The sequence below is a fragment of the Mesorhizobium sp. M0317 genome, from assembly GCF_040321555.1.
Lineage (GTDB): Bacteria > Pseudomonadota > Alphaproteobacteria > Rhizobiales > Rhizobiaceae > Mesorhizobium.
Map to the genome: position 1 here is coordinate 130,800 of NZ_JAMYRV010000007.1, position 20,848 is coordinate 151,647.

17 protein-coding genes and 1 pseudogene are annotated in these 20,848 nt (G+C 63.0%); 12 read left to right on the forward strand and 6 right to left on the reverse strand.

Annotation, left to right across the window (positions count from 1 at the left end; translation table 11 throughout):
• Positions 1 to 39 precede the first annotated feature (39 nt).
• Both NKI88_RS08640 and NKI88_RS08645 read left to right on the forward strand, forming a co-directional pair.
• Positions 40 to 1,209 (forward strand): glycosyltransferase, encoded by a 1,170-nt coding sequence (locus tag NKI88_RS08640; protein ID WP_023738095.1) that lies wholly within the window; start codon positions 40 to 42, stop codon positions 1,207 to 1,209.
• Positions 1,206 to 2,669, forward strand: coding sequence for a lipopolysaccharide biosynthesis protein (locus tag NKI88_RS08645; protein ID WP_023684224.1), 1,464 nt, complete (start codon positions 1,206 to 1,208; stop codon positions 2,667 to 2,669). The genes NKI88_RS08640 and NKI88_RS08645 overlap by 4 nt, the downstream gene beginning before the upstream one ends.
• A gap of 225 nt (positions 2,670 to 2,894) precedes the next feature.
• Here the strand turns inward: NKI88_RS08645 and NKI88_RS08650 are convergent.
• Positions 2,895 to 4,061: pseudogene (locus NKI88_RS08650) on the reverse strand (polysaccharide pyruvyl transferase family protein); the annotation flags it as partial.
• 177 nt (positions 4,062 to 4,238) lie between these two features.
• Between NKI88_RS08650 and NKI88_RS08655 the strand changes: the two are divergent.
• The 6 genes from NKI88_RS08655 (at position 4,239) to NKI88_RS08680 (ending at position 11,874) form a co-directional block, all read left to right on the forward strand.
• Complete coding sequence (locus tag NKI88_RS08655) at positions 4,239 to 5,411, forward strand: glycosyltransferase (RefSeq protein WP_352654643.1); 1,173 nt, start codon at positions 4,239 to 4,241, stop codon at positions 5,409 to 5,411.
• A 42-nt stretch (positions 5,412 to 5,453) separates the two neighbouring features.
• On the forward strand, positions 5,454 to 6,449 hold the full coding sequence (locus NKI88_RS08660; RefSeq protein ID WP_352654645.1) for a glycosyltransferase family 2 protein: 996 nt from the start codon (positions 5,454 to 5,456) through the stop codon (positions 6,447 to 6,449).
• Positions 6,449 to 7,393 (forward strand): glycosyltransferase family A protein, encoded by a 945-nt coding sequence (locus NKI88_RS08665; protein WP_196815068.1) that lies wholly within the window; start codon positions 6,449 to 6,451, stop codon positions 7,391 to 7,393. The genes NKI88_RS08660 and NKI88_RS08665 overlap by 1 nt, the downstream gene beginning before the upstream one ends.
• Entirely contained in the window at positions 7,383 to 8,333 is a 951-nt protein-coding gene (locus tag NKI88_RS08670; protein ID WP_352654647.1) for a glycosyltransferase family 2 protein, read from the forward strand. Before NKI88_RS08665 ends, NKI88_RS08670 begins: the two co-directional genes overlap by 11 nt.
• A gap of 75 nt (positions 8,334 to 8,408) precedes the next feature.
• Positions 8,409 to 9,305: a UTP--glucose-1-phosphate uridylyltransferase GalU gene (galU, locus tag NKI88_RS08675; protein ID WP_023668795.1), complete on the forward strand. Its 897-nt coding sequence runs from the start codon at positions 8,409 to 8,411 to the stop codon at positions 9,303 to 9,305.
• Between the two features lie 190 nt (positions 9,306 to 9,495).
• A complete protein-coding gene (locus NKI88_RS08680) occupies positions 9,496 to 11,874 on the forward strand; it encodes a polysaccharide biosynthesis tyrosine autokinase (RefSeq protein ID WP_023742523.1) in 2,379 nt (792 codons plus the stop codon).
• Positions 11,875 to 11,963: 89 nt separating this feature from the next.
• Here the strand turns inward: NKI88_RS08680 and NKI88_RS08685 are convergent, their stop codons facing one another.
• Positions 11,964 to 12,665, reverse strand: coding sequence for a metallophosphoesterase family protein (locus NKI88_RS08685; RefSeq protein WP_352654649.1), 702 nt, complete (start codon positions 12,663 to 12,665; stop codon positions 11,964 to 11,966).
• A 71-nt stretch (positions 12,666 to 12,736) separates the two neighbouring features.
• Positions 12,737 to 14,644, reverse strand: a complete 1,908-nt coding sequence (locus tag NKI88_RS08690; protein ID WP_352654651.1) for a propionyl-CoA synthetase — start codon at positions 14,642 to 14,644, stop codon at positions 12,737 to 12,739.
• Between the two features lie 218 nt (positions 14,645 to 14,862).
• Between NKI88_RS08690 and NKI88_RS08695 the strand changes: the two genes are divergently transcribed.
• The 4 genes from NKI88_RS08695 to NKI88_RS08710 all read left to right on the forward strand — a co-directional run bounded on the left by NKI88_RS08695 (position 14,863) and on the right by NKI88_RS08710 (position 17,916).
• Positions 14,863 to 15,660: a DUF2259 domain-containing protein gene (locus NKI88_RS08695; protein ID WP_245263116.1), complete on the forward strand. Its 798-nt coding sequence runs from the start codon at positions 14,863 to 14,865 to the stop codon at positions 15,658 to 15,660.
• Positions 15,661 to 16,202: 542 nt separating this feature from the next.
• Positions 16,203 to 16,490, forward strand: a complete 288-nt coding sequence (locus NKI88_RS08700; protein ID WP_023684213.1) for a PqqD family protein — start codon at positions 16,203 to 16,205, stop codon at positions 16,488 to 16,490.
• Complete coding sequence (locus NKI88_RS08705) at positions 16,490 to 16,924, forward strand: lasso peptide biosynthesis B2 protein (protein ID WP_023668789.1); 435 nt, start codon at positions 16,490 to 16,492, stop codon at positions 16,922 to 16,924. The genes NKI88_RS08700 and NKI88_RS08705 overlap by 1 nt, the downstream gene beginning before the upstream one ends.
• Positions 16,921 to 17,916, forward strand: a complete 996-nt coding sequence (locus NKI88_RS08710) for a serine kinase (protein ID WP_352654653.1) — start codon at positions 16,921 to 16,923, stop codon at positions 17,914 to 17,916. Before NKI88_RS08705 ends, NKI88_RS08710 begins: the two co-directional genes overlap by 4 nt.
• A gap of 17 nt (positions 17,917 to 17,933) precedes the next feature.
• Here the strand turns inward: NKI88_RS08710 and NKI88_RS08715 are convergent, their stop codons facing one another.
• From NKI88_RS08715 to NKI88_RS08725, 3 genes are all read right to left on the reverse strand, one after another.
• Complete coding sequence (locus NKI88_RS08715; RefSeq protein ID WP_023696979.1) at positions 17,934 to 18,959, reverse strand: nucleotidyltransferase family protein; 1,026 nt, start codon at positions 18,957 to 18,959, stop codon at positions 17,934 to 17,936.
• A 447-nt stretch (positions 18,960 to 19,406) separates the two neighbouring features.
• A complete protein-coding gene (gene dhaK / locus NKI88_RS08720) occupies positions 19,407 to 20,393 on the reverse strand; it encodes a dihydroxyacetone kinase subunit DhaK (RefSeq protein WP_352654655.1) in 987 nt (328 codons plus the stop codon).
• Positions 20,394 to 20,415: 22 nt separating this feature from the next.
• Complete coding sequence (locus NKI88_RS08725; RefSeq protein ID WP_023668784.1) at positions 20,416 to 20,841, reverse strand: hypothetical protein; 426 nt, start codon at positions 20,839 to 20,841, stop codon at positions 20,416 to 20,418.
• Positions 20,842 to 20,848: the final 7 nt, after the last annotated feature.

Sequence of the window (20,848 nt, forward strand, 5' to 3'; positions counted from 1 at the left end):
CAAAGGGACACCGGCTCCCCGGACGAGCGCATCCTGCCGATGAAGATCTGCTTTGTAGTCGACAAGTTTCCCTCATTGTCCGAAACCTTTGTTCTCGACCAGATAGCCGGATGCCTTGAGCGCGGCATGGAAGTCGGCGTCGTCTGCAACGAGACGTCCTTCGGCAGGGACAGCAACATCGATGATCCGCGCTGGCAGGCGTTGCCAGGAAAGGTCGTATGCTGGTGGGGTGGCCTGGGTCGCTATCGCCCGCTGCTCAGGAAGTGGTCCGGCAGGTTCTGGGACAAGCTCTCGACCGCCATCGACATTGCTCATGCGCGAAAACTGCAGGGCGCCGACGTCATCGTTGCCCATTTCGGCAACAACGGCATGCGCGTGGCCCGCGCCATCAAGCGCGGGAGGATTTCCGCTCCCCTGGTGACGATATTTCACGGCCGTGATGTCGGCGAACCGCTGCATGACGATACGCTCGCGCGCTACAAAGTTGTGTTCGAAAAGGGCGTTCTTCAACTGCCGGTGAATGCGTTTTTCCGCGACGCCTTGATTGAGGTCGGTGCATCACCGGAGCAGGTTGTGGTTCACCACATGGGGGTGCGGCCGAGTGAGATCGACTATCGGTGGCGTTCATGGGAGCAGGCCACGCTCTCTTTCATCTCGGTCTGCCGCCTGACTGAAAAGAAGGGCATCGAATATGCGCTTCGCGCGCTTGCTGGCCTGCCGCGGCGAGACTGGATCTACTCGGTGATCGGCGGCGGAGAACTTCTCGAGGAGCTGAAGGGGATCGCCGCAGAGCTCGGCATTGCCGACAGGGTGAATTTTCTTGGGCCCCGGCCGCACAGCGAAGTCAAACAGCGTCTGCGCGACGCGCATGTGTTCCTGCTGCCCAGCGTCGGCGCCCGCGATGGCGATCTGGAAGGCATTCCGGTTTCCCTGATGGAAGCGATGGCCGCCGGCCTGACGGTGGTCAGCACGTATCATTCCGGGATCCCTGAACTGATCGATGATCACAAGACGGGTTTTCTCGTGGCTGAGCGGGACGTTGCGGCGCTGACCGGCAAGCTTGCCTGGATCGCCGAGAATCCGAAGCCGTGTGAAGGGATCGCTCTCGCGGCGCGCAAGAAGATCGAGGCCGAGTTCAACTCCGATCTGCTGAACCAACATTTCGTGGAAATCGCCATGCGGCTTGGCGAAACGAGGTCGCTTGCATGAACGCCAATCCGCCCCCCCAGTTCGGTCGTGTCGCCCTGCGCGGCGGGCTGGTAACCATCGGCGCCCAGGGCTTCAAGATGGCGATCCAGTTTCTCTCCGTCATCGTGCTGGCCCGTCTGCTGGTCCCCGAGGATTTCGGTCTGGTGGCTTCCGTCGGGCCGATCGTGGCCTTCGTCGGGCTGCTTCAGAATCTGGGCCTGCAGCAGGCTGTGGTTCAGCGCAAGGACATCAGCAACCAGCAGCTCAACCAGGTGTTCTGGATCAGCGCGCTCGTCGGGCTGGGTAGTGCCGTGGTAGTGGCCGGCCTGGCGCCTGCCATCGCCGCGTTCTATGGCGATCAACGTATGTCCGGCATCACCCTTGGCTCCGCCCTGCCGCTGCTTCTCGGCAGTCTCGCCGCAGTGCCGCTGGCGTTGATGAACCGGCACCTGCAGTTCGGCCAGCTCGCACTGAACGACGTGATAAGCGCCGCCGCCGGACTTCTGGCCGCCGCGATCGCGGCCTATGCGGGGTTGGGCTACTGGTCGCTGGTCATCGGCCCGGCGGTTTCGGCAGCTATCGCCCTGGCTGCCGCCTGGCTGGTGGCGCGTTGGACGCCTTTGCGGCCGGACCTGAAGGTCGATGCCGATATATTGTCGTTCGGCGCCAACCTGACCGGCTTCAACCTAGCCAACTTCTTCTCGCGCAATCTCGACAACATTCTCATCGGAAAATATTCCGGTGCGATCGAACTCGGCTATTACGACCGCGCCTACAAGCTCCTGTTGTTCCCGCTGCAGAACATCAACCAGCCGCTGACACGGGTCATGGTGCCGCTGCTCAGCCGCATCCACGATGATAAGGCCCGCTTTCGCGATATCTATGTGCGCACCAACTGGATGCTGGCGGCCGTCACCATGCCTGGCATCGCGGCGCTGACGCTGACCTCCAATCAGATCGTCGGACTTCTCTTCGGCGCGGGCTGGGCACCGGTCGCACCGATCTTTGCCTGGCTGGGCATCGCCAGCCTGGTCCAGTCCGTTTCAAGCACGACGGGATGGATATTCATCTGTCAGGGCAAGACGAAGACCATGTTCCATTGGGGCATCTATTCGTCGCTGACGACCGTCGCTGCCTTCGTCGTTGGCCTGCACTGGGGCGCCGTCGGCGTTGCCGCGGCCTATGCCATCAGCGGTTACGTGCTGCGCGTTCCCGTGCTGGCGCTACTGGTCCATCGCGTCGGTCCGGTGACCGCCGCCGACTTCCTGCTCATGCAGGGGCTTTTCATCGCCTCGTCCCTGCTTGCCTGGTTCCTGTACCTGTGGTTGCCGGCGTCTCTAACGGGCCAGTCAGACCTGCTCGCGGTCTTTTTGGCGCTTGCCCTCAACTACGGCATCGGTCTCGTTTTCATGCTTGCCGTCCCGCAGTCGCGACGCGCTTTGTTCACCACCCTGTCCAACGCCGCGCGCAATATCCGCTGAGCGGCCGGCGATCAGCGGCGCCAGCAGGTTTGTGGCCGACATTGCCGAAGCATGTTCTTCGAGCACGGCCTGAAGGCTTGTCTTGCGATAGCGGTCAAGATTTCCCGCAAACCGGCCGAGCTTTTCGCGCGCCTCTTCGGGCGTCACGGTGTCGATGTCGAGCAGCACATCGTCGACACCGATTCGCTTGGCCACTTCCTTGGTTTTGAACTCGTAGGCGATCGGCAGCACCGGCGTGCCGACGCAAAGCGACATGATCATCATATGCATGCGCGTCGCGACGACGAAGTCGAAGCCCTTCACCAGCGCCATCAACTGGTCCGGCGTGTGGAACGAAGCGTCCACCGTTACGTGGCTGGCGATCTCAGGATCGAGCTCGGCAACGATGGCCTGCGCGGTCTTGGAATCGTCATGGGCATATTCCGGCACGCCCTGACACGTGGAGACGAAGGTCACCTCCTTGCCAAGGTCCCTGACAAGAATTGTGGCGATCTCGCGGACCGAATCCAGATAGCGGCGCATGCCGCCCTCACCGTCGCTGACGTAGTTCCAGTGGCGGACCGAAATAGCGACGCGGCCCGTCGACGCCGGCGGCTGGCTGGAAGCGAGACGCTTGCCGATCCTGTCGGTATCCGCCAAGGCGAATACGGCATCGGCCACCACGTGGCACTTGCCGAGATCCTTCACCAAATCCCGGATATGGGTCCGCGACCGTTCGTCGCGCAGCAGGATGAGCGGGCTGCGGTCGAAGATCGGGCCGAGCTCCTGGCGGTTGTAACTTTTGTCGAACGGGCCGAGGGATTGCGTGAAGAAGACCGGATCCTTGCCAAATACGGCATCGAGCCTGAACTGATTGAGGCGTCGTTCGAGATTGTAGTTCTCGACGAGATAGGTTCCCCCTGTGGTGACCACCACGTCCGCGTCGGCGTAGATATCGAGACCGCGCCGAACGCGATGGCTGAAAAAATTGCCTAGCGCGCTGCTGCCAAACCAGCGCAGGGCCTGGAGAACGAGCCGATTGTAGATCGGCTTGAACCGGTCCCTCAGCCCGCTGCCATTCTTGTATCGGAACAGGGATTCCGACAGCAGCTTATGAAATTCGAGGTCGGGATAATCCGTCTTCGGATAGAGTCGTTCCGCAACCTTGGGCTGGCTGTCGAAGACGGCAAACCGCACGTCGCCTTGCACGATCGTCTTGAGAATGTGGCGGATCGCCAGCAGAATCGCCGCATCCCCGGTATTCAGGCAGACTGTGTTTTCAACGACGATCTTCATGGGATACCTCATTTCGTCAGCAGATTCCGCGGCGGGGCCTGCGGTGCCTAGGACGGGCATGGTGACCGAAAACACCAACGCCAGGACGATCCCGATGCGGCTCGCGTCACAATTCATCGCTGCATCGGGCTGGGTGACCAGTCAGAGCGGCGCTCAAGCCCGACGGAGGGTAACGCATCAATTTTGCAGTGCAACAAAAAACGTGCATTTATGCTACGGCGCACCAAAAATGTTGCGATGCAGCAAAAGCTGGGTTAGCATTCCCGTGGGTGGGCCAACAGCGGTCGAGTTTTCATGCTGCATGTCTTGTACCTTGTGCACGATGTTTCCGACCCGGCGGTGCGCCGGCGGATCATAATGCTCAAGGCAGGCGGCGCGCGGGTCACGTTGGCCGGCTTCCGTCGGACCACAAATGCTGTTCCCGACGTCGAGGGGCTGCAGCCGGTCGACCTCGGCGCGACGCGTGACGGCCGATTCGGCCAGCGTCTGGCGGCGGTCGCCAAGGCGGCGCTGTCGATAGGCTCGAAGCTTGCGGCGATGCCGAAGCCCGACCTCATCATCGCGCGCAATCTGGAAATGCTGGCGCTGGCCAGGCGCGCCAAGGCCGCCTTTCGCCGCGGCGTGCCGATCGTCTACGAATGCCTCGACATCCATCGCCTGGTGCTGCGCAATGACATGCTGGGCAAAGCACTGCGCACAGCGGAGCGTTATCTCGCCCGCGACGTGAAGCTTCTGGTGACGAGCTCACCGGCCTTCATCGCCAATTATTTCAAGCCGTTCGGGCAGGTCGCCGCACCGGTGGAACTGGTCGAAAACAAATACTTCGAAACCGCGCCGATCGCCTTGGATGACAGGTCAAAGGCCGAACACCCTGCAGCACCCCCGTGGCGCATCGGCTGGTTCGGCGCGCTGCGCTGCCGCCGCTCGCTGGAGCTGCTGGCCGACTTCACACGCCGTCAGGGCGGGCGCTTCGAGGTCGTCCTCCGGGGCCGTCCGGCACTCTCGGAATTCCCGGATTTCCATGCTTTTGTCGAGGCCGAACCCTATCTCTCCTTTCGTGGCCCCTACCGCAACCCGGAAGACATGGCCGCGATCTACGGCGAAGTGCATTTTTCCTGGGCGATCGATTTCTTCGAGGAAGGGCAGAATTCGGAATGGTTGCTGCCCAACCGCCTCTATGAGGGCTGCCGCTTCGGCGCCGTACCGATCTCGATGGGCAATACCGAGACCGGGCGCTTTCTCGACCAGCAGGACATTGGCGTCCTGCTTTCCGATGCCACGCCCGAAATCCTGGAAACCGCGCTCGGCCGCATGGACCAGGAGCACTTCGGCAAGGCCAAGGCGCGTGTGCTGGCCCGCAACCCACGAACCTGGAGCTACGACCGCAGCGACTGCCGCGCCTTTGTCGACAGGCTGCGCGGCTTTGCGGTTGCCCCTGGTTCGTTCGCCACCGAGGCAATGGCCTGATGGATGACCAATGACAAAAGTGCAGTTCATGGAAAGGCGCCGATGACGCAAACCGAAGCGCTGCCGCCAAGCCTGATCGTCATTCCGTGCCTGAATGAGGCAGCCCATATCGGCGCGTTGCTCGAGCAGCTCAGGCCGGCAGCGCTAAGGCTCGGCGCCCGCATCGTCGTTGCCGATGGCGGCAGCACCGATGGTACTTTGGCCATTGTCGAAGCGGTTGCGGCCATGGACCCTCAGGTCGTCCTCCTGCACAACCCAAAACGTATCCAGAGCGCGGCGATCAATCTCGCCGTCGCCAGCCTCGGTGACGGCGCCGAATACCTGATCCGCATCGATGCCCATGGCGGCTATCCCGCCGATTATTGCGACCGGCTGGTCGAGGAGGCGCTCGCCACTTCAGCCGATTCGGTCGTCGTCTCGATGCTGACCAGCGGCAGCGGCGCGGTGCAGAAAGCGGTCGCGGCGGCGCAGAATTCCAAGCTCGGCACCGGCGGCTCCAAGCATCGGCACTTCTCGGCCGGCGAATGGGTGGACCATGGCCATCACGCGCTGATCCGGATCTCGGCCTTCACCGCGGTCGGCGGCTATGACGAGACCTTCAGCCACAATGAGGATGCCGAACTCGACTACCGCCTGCGCCGGGCAGGCTACCGCATCTGGATGAGCGGCAAGACGCAGATGGTCTACTATCCGCGTTCGTCGCTGAAGGGCCTGTATTTCCAATATCTCGGCTATGGCCGCGGCCGCGCCAAGAATGTGCTCAAGCACCGCATGATCCCGAAAGTTCGGCAGATGATCCCGCTGCTGGTGGCGCCGGTCGTCCTTCTCGCGGTATTTTCCTTTATCCACTGGCTGGCGGCGGTGCCGCTGCTGGTCTGGGCTTCGGTCTGTCTGGGCTACGGCGCTGTGACCGCCATCAGCCAGCGCAATCCCAACAATGTGCTGGCGGGCATTTCGGCGATGGTCATGCATTTCGGCTGGTCGCTCGGGTTTTGGCTGCAACTGCTCGGCTCGCGATCGCAGCGTGGGGTGGCATGATGGTCGCCGACAGCCGCCGAATCGACATCTGCGTCTGCACGTTCCGGCGGCCGGAACTGGCCGACACGCTGCGGTCGCTCGCTGCCATGGATATGCCTGCCGGTTTCGGCATCGGCGTCATCGTTGCCGACAATGACGACGAGCCGACCGCCGAGCCGCTGGTGACCGCGCTGGCGAGCGAATTGAAGCTCGTGGCCCGCTACCGGCACGCTCCGGCGCGCAACATCTCGGTTGCCCGCAACGCCTGTCTTGATGCCAGCACGGCCGATTTTGTCGCCTTCATCGACGACGATGAAACCGCTTCCCGGCAATGGCTGGCCGAACTGATTGCTATCGCGGAGACAAGCGGCGCCGAGGCCGTGCTCGGTCCGGTGCGGGCGCTCTACCGCCCGGATGCGCCGGACTGGATGCGCAAGGGCGATTTCCATTCGACCTTGCCGGTCTGGGTGCAGGGCGAAATCCGCACCGGCTACACCTGCAACGTCCTTTTGAGGATGAGCGCCGACAGCTTGCGCGACCGTCGTTTCAGCCTGGCGCGCGGCCAGAGCGGCGGCGAGGACACCGAATTCTTCGACCGCATGGTCAAGGCAGGCGGTCGCATCGCCTTTGCGCCGGAGGCGTGGGTCGAGGAAGTCGTGCCGCGTTCGCGAGCCGCTTTCGACTGGCTGCGCCGCCGCCGCTTCCGCTTCGGCCAGACGCATGGCCACCTCATCGGCCATGACGCAGGCGTGATAGAGCGTGCGAAGGCTGTCGGCCTTGCCTCGGCCAAGGCCGTCTATTGCTTCGGCATGGCGGCGTTGACCGCGATTAGCCCGGTCCGCCGCAACCGCAGCGTGCTGCGCGGTATCATGCATGTCGGCGTCGTCAGCGGCCTGGTCGGTATCAGCGAAATTCGCCAATACGGACTGTCTTCCCCGCAGCAAGGAGGCAAGCGTGCAGCCTGACGTCTCCTTTGTCATCGCAGCCCACAATGCCGCGGCCACGCTCGACCGGGCGATCGCAAGCGCCATGGCCCAGCGCGATGTCAGCGTCGAAATCATCGTCGCCGATGACCAGTCGCGCGACAACACGCTCGACGTCGCAAGAGCCTATCCAAAAGATGTCGTCAAAGTGGTTGCGCTGCCGGCAAATCGTGGCCCTGGCGGCGCCAGGAATGCCGGCCTCGACCTCGCCACAGGCCGCTGGGTCGCGGTGCTCGATTCCGACGATGCCGTCCTGCCCGGGCGGCTCGCCGCCATGATCGCGCGAGCCGAAAGTGCGGGCGCTGTAATCGCCGTCGACAACCTCCAGGTGGTGCGCGAGGACGGCATTGCCGAAGCGACGATGTTTCCCGCCAAATATCTGGAGGGCCTGCGTGAAATCACGCTCGCCGACTACATCGCTGGCAACATCGTTTTCGAATCCACGTTCAACCTTGGCTATCTCAAGCCGATCTTCCAGCGCCGTTTCCTGATCGAAAACGGGCTTCGCTATGATGAAAGTCTGAGCATAGGCGAGGATTACATCCTGCTCGCCAACGCGCTGGCCAAGAGCGGAAAATGCGTCGTCGAGCCGACGACCGGCTATATCTACCACATCCGCACGGGCTCGATCTCGCGCGTGCTCGAGCTTCGCCATATCGAGGCGATGCGCAAGGCCGACGCGGTCTTCGCCGAGACCAATTCCATGGACGCTGCTGCTGCGGCCGCCTTCGCCAAACGCGCCCGCAGCCTGCGCAAGGCGGCATCGTTCCTGTCGCTGGTCCAGCACATCAAGGCGCGTTCGCCGTTGAAAGCGATACGCACCGCGCTAAGTGATCCGGCGGCTGTCAGGCACATGTCGATGCCGATCGCCGTCCGCCTCAAAAGGGTGGCGGCGCAGTTTGCCGTCGGCGCGGAGAGGTAAGGAGGGCGAGTACATGAAGACGTTTGTTCGTGGCCTGCAACAGGCTGAAATCGATCTGCTCAGAAGGAATTTGCGATGAAGAAAATCAGGAAGGCAGTCATCCCTGTGGCGGGGCTTGGAACACGGTTCCTGCCGGCAACCAAGTCGATTCCGAAGGAGATGCTGCCCGTGGTCGACCGGCCGGTCGTCCAATATGCGGTGGACGAGGCCTTCGAAGCCGGCATCGAGCACATCGTGTTCGTCACCGGCCGCAACAAGGCTGTCATCGAGGACTACTTCGACCTGCACCCCGAACTGATTGGAACGCTCGAACAAACCGGCAAGAAGACCCAGCTGGAGGCGCTCGAAAGCATGCTGCCCGTGGCCGGCGCCACCAGCTTCATCCGCCAGCAGTCGCCACATGGTCTCGGCCATGCGGTGTGGTGCGCACGCGAAGTCATCGGCGACGAGCCCTTCGCGCTGCTGCTCCCCGATATGGTGTCGTTCGGCCGCCGAGGTTGCCTGGCTGAAACAGTCGATCTCTATCAGCAGACCGGCGGCAATGTGATCGCCGTCGAGCGCTGTGATCCCAGCGAGACCAGCAAATACGGCATCGTCGGGCGCGGCGCCGAGACAGGCAGCGGCTTCGAGGTGACGGCCATGGTCGAAAAGCCGGCGCCGGCCAATGCGCCGTCGAACTATTACATCAACGGCCGCTACATCCTGCAGCCCGAGATCTTCTCGCTGCTGGGCAACCAGCAGCGCGGCGCCGGCAACGAAATCCAGCTTACCGATGCCATGGTGCGGCTGGCGAAAAGCCAGTCTTTCTTTGCCCAGCCTTTCAATGGCCGCATGTTCGACTGCGGCTCCAAGGAAGGCTTCATAGAGGCGACCATCGCCTTCGCGCTGGCGCGCGACGACATGAAGGGACCTGTGCTGGAAATGCTGCAGGCGTTCGTGCGGTCGCATGAGCGTCAGGAAGTGGCCGCATAATGCCCATCTTTCGAGGGCATATGCGTTTGGACGATGGCGCGGCTCATGCCTGCACGCCTGGCCGCTCAGGCCCGGCGCCGGATGGCATGAAGCTTGCGTTGCATATCTTGCCCCCGATCTCCGCAGCTTCGGACGAGGTGGGACCTGACCCGTCTCGCTCCGGCGCCTGTAACCTAGAATTGGATCGAAGATGAATTATGCCAGCTTTCCTCTCGACAAGAGGATGCCATTGCCCAACCCCGATCAGGAAAAGGGTGAAGACTTCATCGACGTCGAGCGCCTGCTTGGCATGGCGGCGCGTCAGGTCAAGGTGGTGGCGGTCTGCGCCATCATCGGCCTGTTCCTGGGGTTGCTCTATCTGCAGACCACGCCCAAGCAATACATGTCGGTCGCCAGCGTGCTGATCGACGAAGGCCTCAACAAGGTCATCGACGACATCTCGGCTGCATCCGTCACCATGCAGACCGACGCCGCCCTGCTCAGCCAGATCGAAATCATCACCTCGGCGCGGCTGGCCTCGGTGGTGGTCGACAAGCTGAAACTCGACCAGAACGCAGAGTTCATGAACCCGCCGCAATCGGCGCTGGTCAAGGGCATCGGCTTCGTGCGCGGCGTGATCGGCTATTTCCGCTCAAGTTCCGCCGAGCAGATTCCCGGCATGGAAAACGTCGATGAGGCGACACGCCAGGCCATGATGCAGACGGCGCGCCACGACTATGCCGTGCTGAAGCTGCAGAGCGAGGTGCTGGCGCAGCGCAACGGCCGCTCCTATGTGCTCGCCATCGGTTACCAGTCGACCAATCCGGCGCTCGCCACCGCCATCACCAAGGCCTATGCCGACGCCTATCTCGCCGACCAGCTCAACGCCAGTTTCGACGCCACCGAACGCGCTGCGGTCTGGCTGCAGGGCCGGCTGACCGAGCTTCGTCAGAACTCACAGGCGGCCGCTATGGCGGTCGAGAAATTCAGGGCCGAGCATGGTCTGGCCGCCAACAGCGACGGCCAGCTGATCAGCGACAAGCAGATTGCCGATCTCACCGCGCAACTGATCGTCGCGCAGGCCGATACGGCGCGCGCCAGCGCCCGCTATCAGCAATACAAGACCATCGTCGAAAGCGGCTCGGACAATGCCTTCAACGATTCCGCCATCTCAAGCGATCAGCCGGCAAGCTCGGTCATTGCAACGCTCAAGACCCGCTATCTCACAGTCGCCAAGCGGCTGCAGGACGTGACGGCCAATTTCGGCGCCGACCATCCGCAGGCGGTGGCGCTGGCCAAGGAGAAGGCCGACCTGTCGACCCAGATTTTCGGCGAGTTGAAGCAGCTGACCGAAAGCTATCGCAATGAATATGAAGTCGCGCTTTCACGCGAGACCTCACTGAGGCAGAAGATCGCCGACGCGGCCGGCAAGAGCTCCATCGACAACCAGAGCCAGGTCAAACTGCGCGAGCTCGACCAGCAGGCGCAGGCGCTGACCACGCTCTACCAGACCTTCCTTAGCCGCTACGAGGAGGCCTCGCAGCAGCAATCCTTCCCGGTCGGCAAGGTCCGCATCATCTCGGATGCCTCAACGCCGCTTTCCGCCTCAAGCCCGCGCACCTCCAGGGTGCTGGCGCTGTCGCTGGTGCTTGGCGTGCTGCTTGGCGCCGGCTTTGGGGGCCTGAATGAGTTCAACGAGCGCTTCTTCAGGACCGGCGAGGACATTCGCGATCGCGTCGGCCTCAAATTCCTCGGCTATTTGCCGATGATCGGCGGCAGGCTCGGCAAGGACGCCGACGACGGTGCGGCGGATGCCAAAGGCGCCAACACATTGTCGGCGGCCGAGAAACGGGCGCGCTTGCGGGTCAGCGTCGATGCGCCGGCATCGATGTTCTCCGAAACGCTGCGCAACGCCAAGATCGCCTTCGACGTTGTCATGGAAGGGCAGGGCAGCCGGGTCATAGGCGTGGTCTCGATCCTGCCCGGCGAAGGCAAATCGACGGTCGCCGCCAATCTCGCCGGATTGCTGGCCGCCAACGGCTCGAAGACGCTTTTGATCGATGCAGATCTGCGCAATCCTGGCCTCAGCCGCAACCTCGGCATGGAGGCCGAGCAGGGATTGATGGAAGCCGTGGTCAACGGCCAGACCTGGCAGTCGGTCGGCAAGGTCGACCGCCAGACCAAGCTGGCGATCATCCCGGCCGTGCTGCGTGGCCAGTTCTCGCATACCAGCGAGCTGCTGTCGTCGGCCGGCATGCGGCGCTTCATCGACAACGCCAAGGAGACGTTCGAGTACATCATCGTCGACCTGCCGCCGCTCGGCCCCGTGGTCGACGCCAAGGCGTTTGCGCCGCTGGTCGACGGCTTCGTGCTAGTTGCCGAATGGGGCCGCACGCCGCGCGCCATGGTGCGCTCGCTGCTGGAGCAGGAACCCTACGTCGCAAGCAAGGTCGTCGGCGCCGTGCTCAACAAGGTCGATCTGAAGAAGCTGCCGAAATACGGCTCGCTCGGCGGCTCGGAAAAGTTCTTCGACCGCTATTCGACCTACTATCTGGAGAAATCGGACGTGCGGGCCAAGACCGCCGCCTGAACGGAGCGCGATCCTGAAAAGGAGCGTGATCCGGAAAAGCGGATCCGGTTTTCGGAAAGGATCACGCTCAAACGAAGAAGCACGGCAGGTCAGGAAAAGATCAGCTTGCCGAATTTACCGGCGATCCTGAGCGCTGTCAGCCGGCCGCTTTGAAAGGCGCCGGTGTCGATGCCGAGCCTTCGCCCGTCAAGCCTGGGGATATCGACCGGCGTGTGCCCATGCACCACAAAGCGGTCGAGCAGATAGGCGGCGTTGAAGAACTCGTCGCGGATGTTGAGCAGGTCCTGCTCATCCTGTGCGACCAGGTCGATACCCGGCCTGATACCGGCATGGACGAAGACGAATTTATCCGAACAGAGCAGCACCGGCAGGCTGCGCAGAAAGTCGATATGGCTGGCCGGAATGACTTCCTTCACGCGCCGGTCGACCTCGTCGCTCGAGGCATAGAGGCTGGCAAGCCGCGCCGGATCGACCCCATAGGAAAACAGCGTCTCGCGGCCGCCGACCGCCAGCCAGCGGTCCCGCGACAGATAGCCGTCGAGATAGTTCAGCATCACCACTTCGTGGTTTCCCGCCAGGCAGACGCGCAGGAACCCTGTTGGCGGTAGCGCCAAGACATGGTCGAGCACGCGCGCCGATTGCGGCCCGCGATCGATATAGTCGCCGAGCATGACGATAATCTTGCGGCCGCGAAATTGCAGCGCGTCGAGCTGGATCTTCTGCTCCAGCGACAGCAATTCCTTGTAGCAGCCATGCACGTCGCCGATCGCGTAGACGACGGTGTCGTCCATATCCATCTCCAGGCGCTCGCGCGGCGCCGGCCGGGGGGGCCTGGATCGCTGGAACAACGCCACTGGGGCCGTCAGACCCCGATGCCGCGGGCTTTGAGCGCCGCGGTGATCTCGTCAAGAATGGCGGGATCGTCGATGGTCGCCGGCATCGTCCATTCTTCCTTGTCGGCGATCTTCTGCATGGTGCCGCGCAGGATCTTGCCGGAGCGCGTCTTGGGCAGGCGCTTGATCGTCACCACGGTCTTGAAGGCCGCGACCGGGCCGATCCGTTCGCGCACCAGCCCCACCACTTCGCCTTCGATGGCAGCGGTATCGCGCGACACACCGGCATTGAGCACGACGAAGCCGAGCGGGACCTGGCCCTTCATAGCGTCAGCGACGCCGATGACGGCGCATTCGGCAACATCGGGATGCGCTGAAAGCACCTCCTCCATGGCCCCGGTCGACAGCCGGTGTCCGGCGACATTGATGATGTCGTCTGTGCGCGCCATGACATAGAGGTAGCCGTCGTCGTCGATCATGCCGGCATCGGCCGTCTTGTAGAAGCCGGGAAATTCCTCGAGATAGGCTTGCCGGAAACGCTCGTCGGCATTCCACAGCGTCGGCAGGCAGCCGGCCGGCAGCGGCAGTTTCACCACCACATTGCCAAGCGTGCCGCGCGGCACTTCATGGCCGGCATCGTCGAGCACGCGAATGTCGTAGCCCGGCATTGGCACGCCGGGCGAGCCGTATTTCACCGGCAGCAGGCCGAGGCCCGCCGGGTTGATGGTCATCGGCGAGCCGGTCTCGGTCTGCCACCAATGATCGACCACCGGCACGTTGAGTTTCTGCTCCGCCCATTTGATGGTTTCCGGGTCTGCGCGTTCGCCGGCCAGGAACAGAGTGCGGAATTTCGACAGATCGTATTTCGGCACGAATTCGCCCTTGGGGTCCTGCCCCTTGATGGCGCGGAAGGCCGTCGGCGCGGTGAACAGCGCGACCACGCCGTGTTCTGCGATCACCCGCCAATAGGTGCCGGCGTCGGGTGTGCCGATCGGCTTGCCCTCGAACAGCACGCTTGTCGCACCATGCAGCAGCGGTCCGTAAACGATGTAGGAATGGCCGACCACCCAGCCGACATCGGAGGCCGCCCAGAATACTTCGCCCGGTCTGACGCCGAACTCGTTTTCCATCGTCCATTTGAGCGCGACCATGTGGCCGCCATTGTCGCGCACGATGCCCTTAGGCTGGCCGGTCGTGCCGGAGGTGTAGATGATGTAGAGCGGGTCGGTGGCGAGCACCGGAACGCAATCGACGTTGGCGCCCGCGGCGCGCTCGCGGGCAACGGCGTCGGCAAAATCGATATCGTAATGCTCCCTCAGATCGCAGCGCAGCTGGTCGCGCTGCAGGATCAGGCAGGCGTCCGGCTTGTGGCGGGACATTTCGATCGCCTTGTCGAGCAGCGGCTTGTAGGCCACGACACGTCCAGGCTCCAGGCCGCAGGACGCGGAGATGACCAGCTTCGGCTTGGCGTCGTCGATGCGGGTGGCGAGCTCGTGCGAGGCAAAGCCGCCGAACACCACCGAATGCACCGCGCCGATGCGGGCACAGGCAAGCATCGCGACCGCCGCTTCGGCCACCATCGGCATGTAGATGATGACGCGGTCGCCTTTGTGAATGCCGCGGTTCTTGAGCACCGAAGTCAGCGCTACCACTTCGCGCTTCAATTCGGCATAGGTGAATTTCTTGACCGTGCCGGTGATCGCGCTGTCGTAGATAAGTGCGATCTGGTCGGCGCGGCCGCTTGCGACATGGCGATCGAGAGCGTTGAAGCAGGTGTTGCAGCTGGCGCCGTTGAACCAGCGCCCGTAAACGCCCGCCTTGGCATCGAAGACGCTGGTCCACGGCGAATACCAGTCGATCGCCTCGGCGGCAGCGGCCCAGAATTGTTCCGGGTCGCGTTTCCAGCCGTCATAGACCTCGTGGTAGCGTGACGCCATTCATCCCTCCTCGGGAAAACTCTCTATCTTGCAATAGCCTATGCGGGTTTTCCCGGCCACGTCTTTCCCCAAATGCCATGTCTTTCCCGAAATTTGGGGCTTGGCCGATCTCGCCTTGGCCATAAATTGCAGGCACCATGGCCGGGTTTGAAATCGGGGCAGGGCGCGCAATGACGGTACGATACGGGGTTGGATCTGCCGTTGGAGCAGCGCTGCTGTTGACGATCGTTTCCGCCGCCCAGGCCGGCGATGCCGCCGCGCGGCGCATCATCGGCTTTTCCCCCGACGGCAAATATTTCGCCTTCGAGCAATATGGCGAGCTAGACGCTGCCGTTTCCGGCTGGTCGCAGATCGACATCATCGACACAAGCACAGACGAGTTCGTCGGCGGCAAGCCGATCCTTGTCCTCGACGAATCGGAAGAGGCGACCACGACGGTGGAGCAGGCACGGGCGCAGGCCGCAAAGCAGGCCGCGCCAATCCTGGCCAAATACGGCATCGCCGAGCGCGGCACGCGCACGGCCTCCGACAGGTTCACCTTCCCGGACGACACGGTCGAGTACAACGACATCCCCCGCCTCGAGCAGGCCGCGCAGAAATGGCTGTCGCCGTTCTATGGCGAAACACCGATTTCGACCATCCAGCTCGATGAGATCCTTGCCGACAGCAAGGAGGATTGCTTGGCAAGCTTCGATGACGCCAAGCCAAGCGACCAAGTTCTTCCGGGCGACAAGACACTTCAGGGCGACAAGACACTTCAAGGGGACAAGACGGGCAAGGCGCGCGGCTTCCGCCTGTCGCTGCAGGGGCAGGACGGCAAGCCGTTCAAGGTATTGCACGAGGACAAGGCTGTGCCGGGCTCGCGCAACTGCCCGACCTCCTACAGCCTGTCGGAATCCTACGAATACGCCCCGCCCGGCAGGCCGGCGGTACTGGCCGTGCTGGTGCAGTGCTTCAGCCAGGGCTTCGAAGGACGCGACCGCCGCTTCATCGCCGTAACCGGCCAGGCACGCTAAGCCGCGGCCCGTCTTGTGGCAGGCAGAAAAAGCTCATGCGCCCGGAGAAAGCAGGGCGTTCGTGTCGAATCAGTCTTAAAGCGGCAAGGCCGCCAGCATCAGCCCGACGCCACCGGCAATCAATATGGCGGCTGCCAACGCTTTTCGATGACGTTCGAACGCGGTCGGCGCCCGCTCCCAATTGTAACGCATACCCAATGCTCTCCCAAAACCCCGCGACTGCATAGCTTACTTTAGGTAAGAAAAGCAAGACCTTGACCCTGCGAGATAGCCGGCTTGACGGTTTGCGGCGGTCATTACCAGCTGCAATCACCGACTATTTCTGGGGTGCTTCCCTGTTTTAAGACCCTGAATAATGTGGAAGTTACCACAGCTCAGGATTGGATGTCTCCGCCGTCTTCGGTTGCGTGTGTCGTGAGGATTTTGGCGTTGCCGGATTGCCACAGAACGGTCGGGCCTGCCTGTTCTCCCTCTCGCCCGCGCAATGGACAGACCCGCATCGCCGCGCTATCTGCTCTCCAGGAAAATGGTGGAGGGGCTCCATGGCCCAAATCGGTTCTGAAATGGTTCTGCGGCTGGCGGACGACGCCTCGGTCCAGCATGTCGGCGATGGCGCCGTCGTGCTCTTGGCGCGCAGCGGCCAGCTTTACACCTGCAACGGCACCACCGAAGCCTTTCTCGACAAGGTGGACGGCGCCCGCAGCCTCGACCAGATCGTCGTCCTGTTGTCCGACGAGTTCGAGGTCGACAAGGGCACGCTCGACCAGGACATGGCGGCGCTGGCCGCCGAACTGGTGAGCGAAGGCATTCTCGCCGACCCGGCTCCCTGATGGTGGACGGCGTTCTCCTGCGCGCTTTGTTTCGTGTCCATTTATGGGCAAGCGCGCGGCTGATGCCGACCCTGATCGGCCGCCGCAGCTTCGAATCGGTGCTGAAATGGGCGCCGCTCAGCGCACCCACCCCTTATCGCGGCCTGTCGTCAGCCTACATCGTCGCTGCCGTCAACCGGACCGTCCGGCACCCCTGGCTGATGCGCGACCGCAGATGCCTGCGCGAGGGCCTGCTCGCCCACCGCTTCCTGCGCTTTGCCGGCTTCGATCCGGATCTGCGCTTCGGCGTCGATCCGAAGTCGATGCAGGCGCCGCGTATGTCTGCCCATTGCTGGGTCTGTCTCGATGGCCGCCCAGTGGTCTCGGACAGCCTCCCCGGCATGGTGCAGATCTATCGCCATCACGCCGATGCCGGAAAGGCGCACGCTGCTTGACCGGTCCGGCGACCACCTTCTGCTATGATCTCCAGGGCCAGGTCATCAGCATATCGGCCTCGCGGGCCGATCTCTGGCCGAGCTTCGACCTCATGCTCGGCACGTTGCGCGTGAGCGGGCCGGCCGAGCCCGATTTCCGCGTCGACATCGTCGAGACGCGGGAGTTACCGGAATTGCCTGCCGGAAAACTCGCTTTCGACGGCGACGTGCCGGAGGACGGCCATTGCCGGCTGATCGACGGTGGCGCCACCGTTCATCTGGTCTTTCCCGGCCTGCAGACCGTCTCGATCAATGCCGATGGAGGCTGGGCCGAGATACGAGTCCATCCCGATGCCAAGGTCAAATGGACGGTGCTGATGATGGTGCTGGATGCAGCACTTGATGCCGGCGACCAGCACATGCTGCACACCGCCGGCCTGACATTGCCCGGCCGCGAGGCGCTCGTGCTGATCCATGCGCCGAGCGGCACCGGCAAGTCGACGACGTCGCTGGCGCTGGCGTCGCAAGGTTTCGGCCTGTGCTCGGATGACGCCATGATCCTCAAGGTTTTGGCCGGTGGCGGCATCACGGCCTGGGGCTTGCCGCGCAAGGTGAAGGTCCACCGCCACACCGTGGCAATGCTGCCCTTCGTGGCGCCTTGCCTTGGCGACAAATGGGACGCCAATGGCGAGCAGGCCGTCTCGCTGGAACGTCTCGCCGAGATCATCCGCATCGAGGAAACTGTCGGCAGACCGGTTGCGGCACTGTTTCATCTCGCCCGCTCGGCGGACGCGCAAACCCGGCTCGTGCCCATGACCAGGACAGACGCCATGGTGGCGCTTGCCACCGACAATGTCAGGACCGGCATGACCGGCCTTTTGCCGGCGCAGAAGCGCCGCATGGCAACCATCGCAACGCTGGTCAAAGCCGTCCCGACATTTACCCTGGAAGTCGGCGAAAAACCGGCCGAGGCGTCACCGTTGATCCGCGCCGCGCTGCCGGCGCCGGACTGACGGCCGGCGCGGCAAGTTCAGGCAAAACGTGACTTTGGCCTGGCGAGCCGCTGGATCCAGCGGAAGGCGTCGCGGCGCAGGCGCGAATGCATCTTGTCCCTGGAATTGACGCCGAGCAGCGTATCGCCGGTGATCAGCCATTTGGCCAAAAATATCGAGAGGTCGGGCTTGATGCGGTCGGCCAGTTCGATCGCGCGCGGTGCATCAAACAGCCGCCCCGTCACATTGAGAACCGTCGCCAGTTCGAGCTCGATGCCGCTGATGCGCGCCGCCTCGAAAAGCCGGTCTTCATCCGCGGGCGACCGCAGCGCGCGCACGCCCTGCAGCACATCGACGCAAAGCTGCAGCCGGTGGAATTTGTGCCCGCCGGCGGCGTGGACAATGGCGATGGTCAGCAGCGCGGCCGGCGTGTCGGCCTCGCTGCCGTCGATGATCTGCAATTCGCGAAAGCCCAGCGACAGCCGCCGCCGCATGCCGGAATCATGCACCAGGTTGCCGTGCAGTTCGATCAGCAGGCTGGTATTCTCCTTCTCCAGCCACTTGAACTCCTGCAGATCCTGCGACTGCGCCTCGCCGCTCCAGAGCTCGAAGCCGCATCCGGCAATCACCGTGTTGGCTTCAATGATGCTGGCCGGCTCGACCAGAATGTCGATGTCGGTGAACGGCCGGTCAGCGGCGTGGCGGTAAAGTTTGCGTGCGAAGACCGGACCCTTGACGATGCGGGCCGGAACATTTTTCGCCGCCAATGCCTTCATGATGCGGTCGCCATGATATTGCAGCAGCATCGATTGGCCGGTCGCCAGCGTCGAGCGATCACGCAGTTCCGACAGCTTTTGCCGCAAGGCTGCGTCCGCAGGCAGTTGGGCGTCGCCGATCTCGCTGAGCTTGCGCAGCATGATCGGCAGCACGCCGTGGAACTCGGCATTGGCGAGCAGTGCCAGCAAGCTTTCGGCAGCAACGTCACGGCCAACGGCAACCGTCGCCTCCGGGTCGGCGAAGGTCAGCAGCAGTTTTTCATCGGCAGGCGCAAGAGATGGCAGCATCAACCCGGATTGCGTTCGCCCACATCAGCAATTCCCGTCCGGAATTGCGTCAAACAACCAACTCAGAGGAGCGTATGTTGCAGAAAAGCATGCATGAAGCCAGCGTGTGGTGGCAGAACCAGCTCATGAATTGACTTTCCACGGTTTCGGTCCATTCTTTTGCACTGGACTGAAAAGGGTGTTTGGAATGGCCAAGAAAAAGTATGAAGCGCCCGTGCTGCGCAAGGCAGGAAAGTTGTCCAGCGTGGTGGCCGGGCCGTCGCTGCCGATACCGCGATAAGACTTCTACGGCTTCGGTTTGGATGAAGCCGGAGCGGTCGGCCGCAAGGCAAGCCGCGCTGCAGGCGGGCAATCTGTCGGCGTGACTGCGGGTAACGGTCCGTCCGGTCCCGCAGGCTAAGGCAAGTTCATAAGCCGCCTGTTCGGGATATGGGCAAGGCCCCTCCGTTACAGTCCCCAGCGCAGCGCGGCTGTTTGCACCGGCGCGTCCCACATTGACGTTGCCTCGTCATCCAGCATGGTCAGCGTGATCGAGCAGCCGGCCATGTCGAGCGATGTCACGTAGGACCCGACCAGCGAGCGGGTCACCGTCACGCCCTGTTTTTCGAAGATGTTTCGGGCGCTGTTGTACATCAGATAGAGCTCCATCAGCGGCGTGCCGCCAAAGCCGTTGATGAACAACAGTGCCGGGCCTTTCGCCCTGTCGCCGAGATCGCCCAGGATCGCGGCGCAAATCTCTTCGGCGATCGCATCGGCGCTTTTCAACGTGTCGCGACGCCGGCCGGGCTCGCCATGAATGCCGACGCCGAATTCCATCTCGCCATCACCAATCTCGAAGGTCGGCCTGCCGGCCGCCGGCACCGTGCAACTGGTCAGCGCCACGCCCATCGAACGCGTCGCGCTGTTGATGCGACCGCCGAGCGCCTTGAGATTCGCCAGCGCCATGCCTTGCTCGGCGGCGGCGCCGACGATCTTCTCCACCACCAGCGTGCCGGCGACGCCGCGCCGGCCGGTCGTAAAGGACGAATTCTCGACGGCGACGTCATCATTGATCACCACCTGCAGGACGCCGTCGGCCATTTCGCCGGCCATGTCGAAATTCATCACGTCGCCTTCATAGTTCTTGACGATGAACAGGCAGCCGGCGCCGGTATCGACGGGGGCGGCCGCCCCCAGTATCTGGGCCGGCGTTGGCGAGGTGAAGACCTGGCCGGGGCAGGCGGCGTCCAGCATGCCGTGACCGACAAAGCCGGCATGCAACGGCTCGTGGCCGGAACCGCCGCCCGAGATCAGCGCCACCTTCCCCGGCTTTATCACCTTGCGGCGAATGAATTTGTGCTCCTCGCCCAGCACCAGGATGTCGGCATGAGCTGCAACGAAGCCGTTGAGGCTTTCGGTCAGCACCGTGTCGACGGAATTCATAAACTTCTTCATGTGTCCTCCCGACACAACACGATCAGCCGCCACTCCTGCCGGTGATGCTGGTGATCTTCTGGATGAATTCGTTGATCGCCTTGTCGAGCGCTGCATTCTGCTTGTCGTCGCCGAAATCGGGCACGATCAGCGAGACATGCCGGGTCTTGCGCATGCCTGCCGCAACCGACATCTTGCCGGGATGCGCCAGATGATAGGCAGCCAGAAACTGATCGCGCTCGGCCGGACTGAAATGGCAGACCGAAAAAATAGCCGGCAGATGTTTTGACGGGATCGGGGTCGAATAGGCCGCGCTGGAAATCTGGGTGACGAAGCTGCGGTGCTTGCCAAGCGCGTCGGCAAGGCGTTGTCGCATACCCGACGGTCGCTGGTCGATGACCTGCGACAGGATCGTCTTGTAGGCGCGGATCGCCTCTTCGGAGCCGGCTTCTGGTGTCTTGTCGGCCATCTCAGTC

Excerpts from the sequence above, each read along its gene's own strand:
- NKI88_RS08640 (WP_023738095.1), top strand. The coding sequence starts at position 40 with ATGAAGATCTGCTTTGTAGTCGACAAGTTTCCCTCATTGTCCGAAACC.
- NKI88_RS08645 (WP_023684224.1), top strand. The coding sequence starts at position 1,206 with ATGAACGCCAATCCGCCCCCCCAGTTCGGTCGTGTCGCCCTGCGCGGC.
- NKI88_RS08655 (WP_352654643.1), top strand. The coding sequence starts at position 4,239 with ATGCTGCATGTCTTGTACCTTGTGCACGATGTTTCCGACCCGGCGGTG.
- NKI88_RS08660 (WP_352654645.1), top strand. The coding sequence starts at position 5,454 with ATGACGCAAACCGAAGCGCTGCCGCCAAGCCTGATCGTCATTCCGTGC.
- NKI88_RS08665 (WP_196815068.1), top strand. The coding sequence starts at position 6,449 with ATGGTCGCCGACAGCCGCCGAATCGACATCTGCGTCTGCACGTTCCGG.
- galU (WP_023668795.1), top strand. The coding sequence starts at position 8,409 with ATGAAGAAAATCAGGAAGGCAGTCATCCCTGTGGCGGGGCTTGGAACA.
- NKI88_RS08680 (WP_023742523.1), top strand. The coding sequence starts at position 9,496 with ATGAATTATGCCAGCTTTCCTCTCGACAAGAGGATGCCATTGCCCAAC.
- NKI88_RS08685 (WP_352654649.1), bottom strand. The coding sequence starts at position 12,665 with ATGGACGACACCGTCGTCTACGCGATCGGCGACGTGCATGGCTGCTAC.
- NKI88_RS08690 (WP_352654651.1), bottom strand. The coding sequence starts at position 14,644 with ATGGCGTCACGCTACCACGAGGTCTATGACGGCTGGAAACGCGACCCG.
- NKI88_RS08700 (WP_023684213.1), top strand. The coding sequence starts at position 16,203 with ATGGCCCAAATCGGTTCTGAAATGGTTCTGCGGCTGGCGGACGACGCC.
- NKI88_RS08705 (WP_023668789.1), top strand. The coding sequence starts at position 16,490 with ATGGTGGACGGCGTTCTCCTGCGCGCTTTGTTTCGTGTCCATTTATGG.
- NKI88_RS08715 (WP_023696979.1), bottom strand. The coding sequence starts at position 18,959 with ATGCTGCCATCTCTTGCGCCTGCCGATGAAAAACTGCTGCTGACCTTC.
- dhaK (WP_352654655.1), bottom strand. The coding sequence starts at position 20,393 with ATGAAGAAGTTTATGAATTCCGTCGACACGGTGCTGACCGAAAGCCTC.
- NKI88_RS08725 (WP_023668784.1), bottom strand. The coding sequence starts at position 20,841 with ATGGCCGACAAGACACCAGAAGCCGGCTCCGAAGAGGCGATCCGCGCC.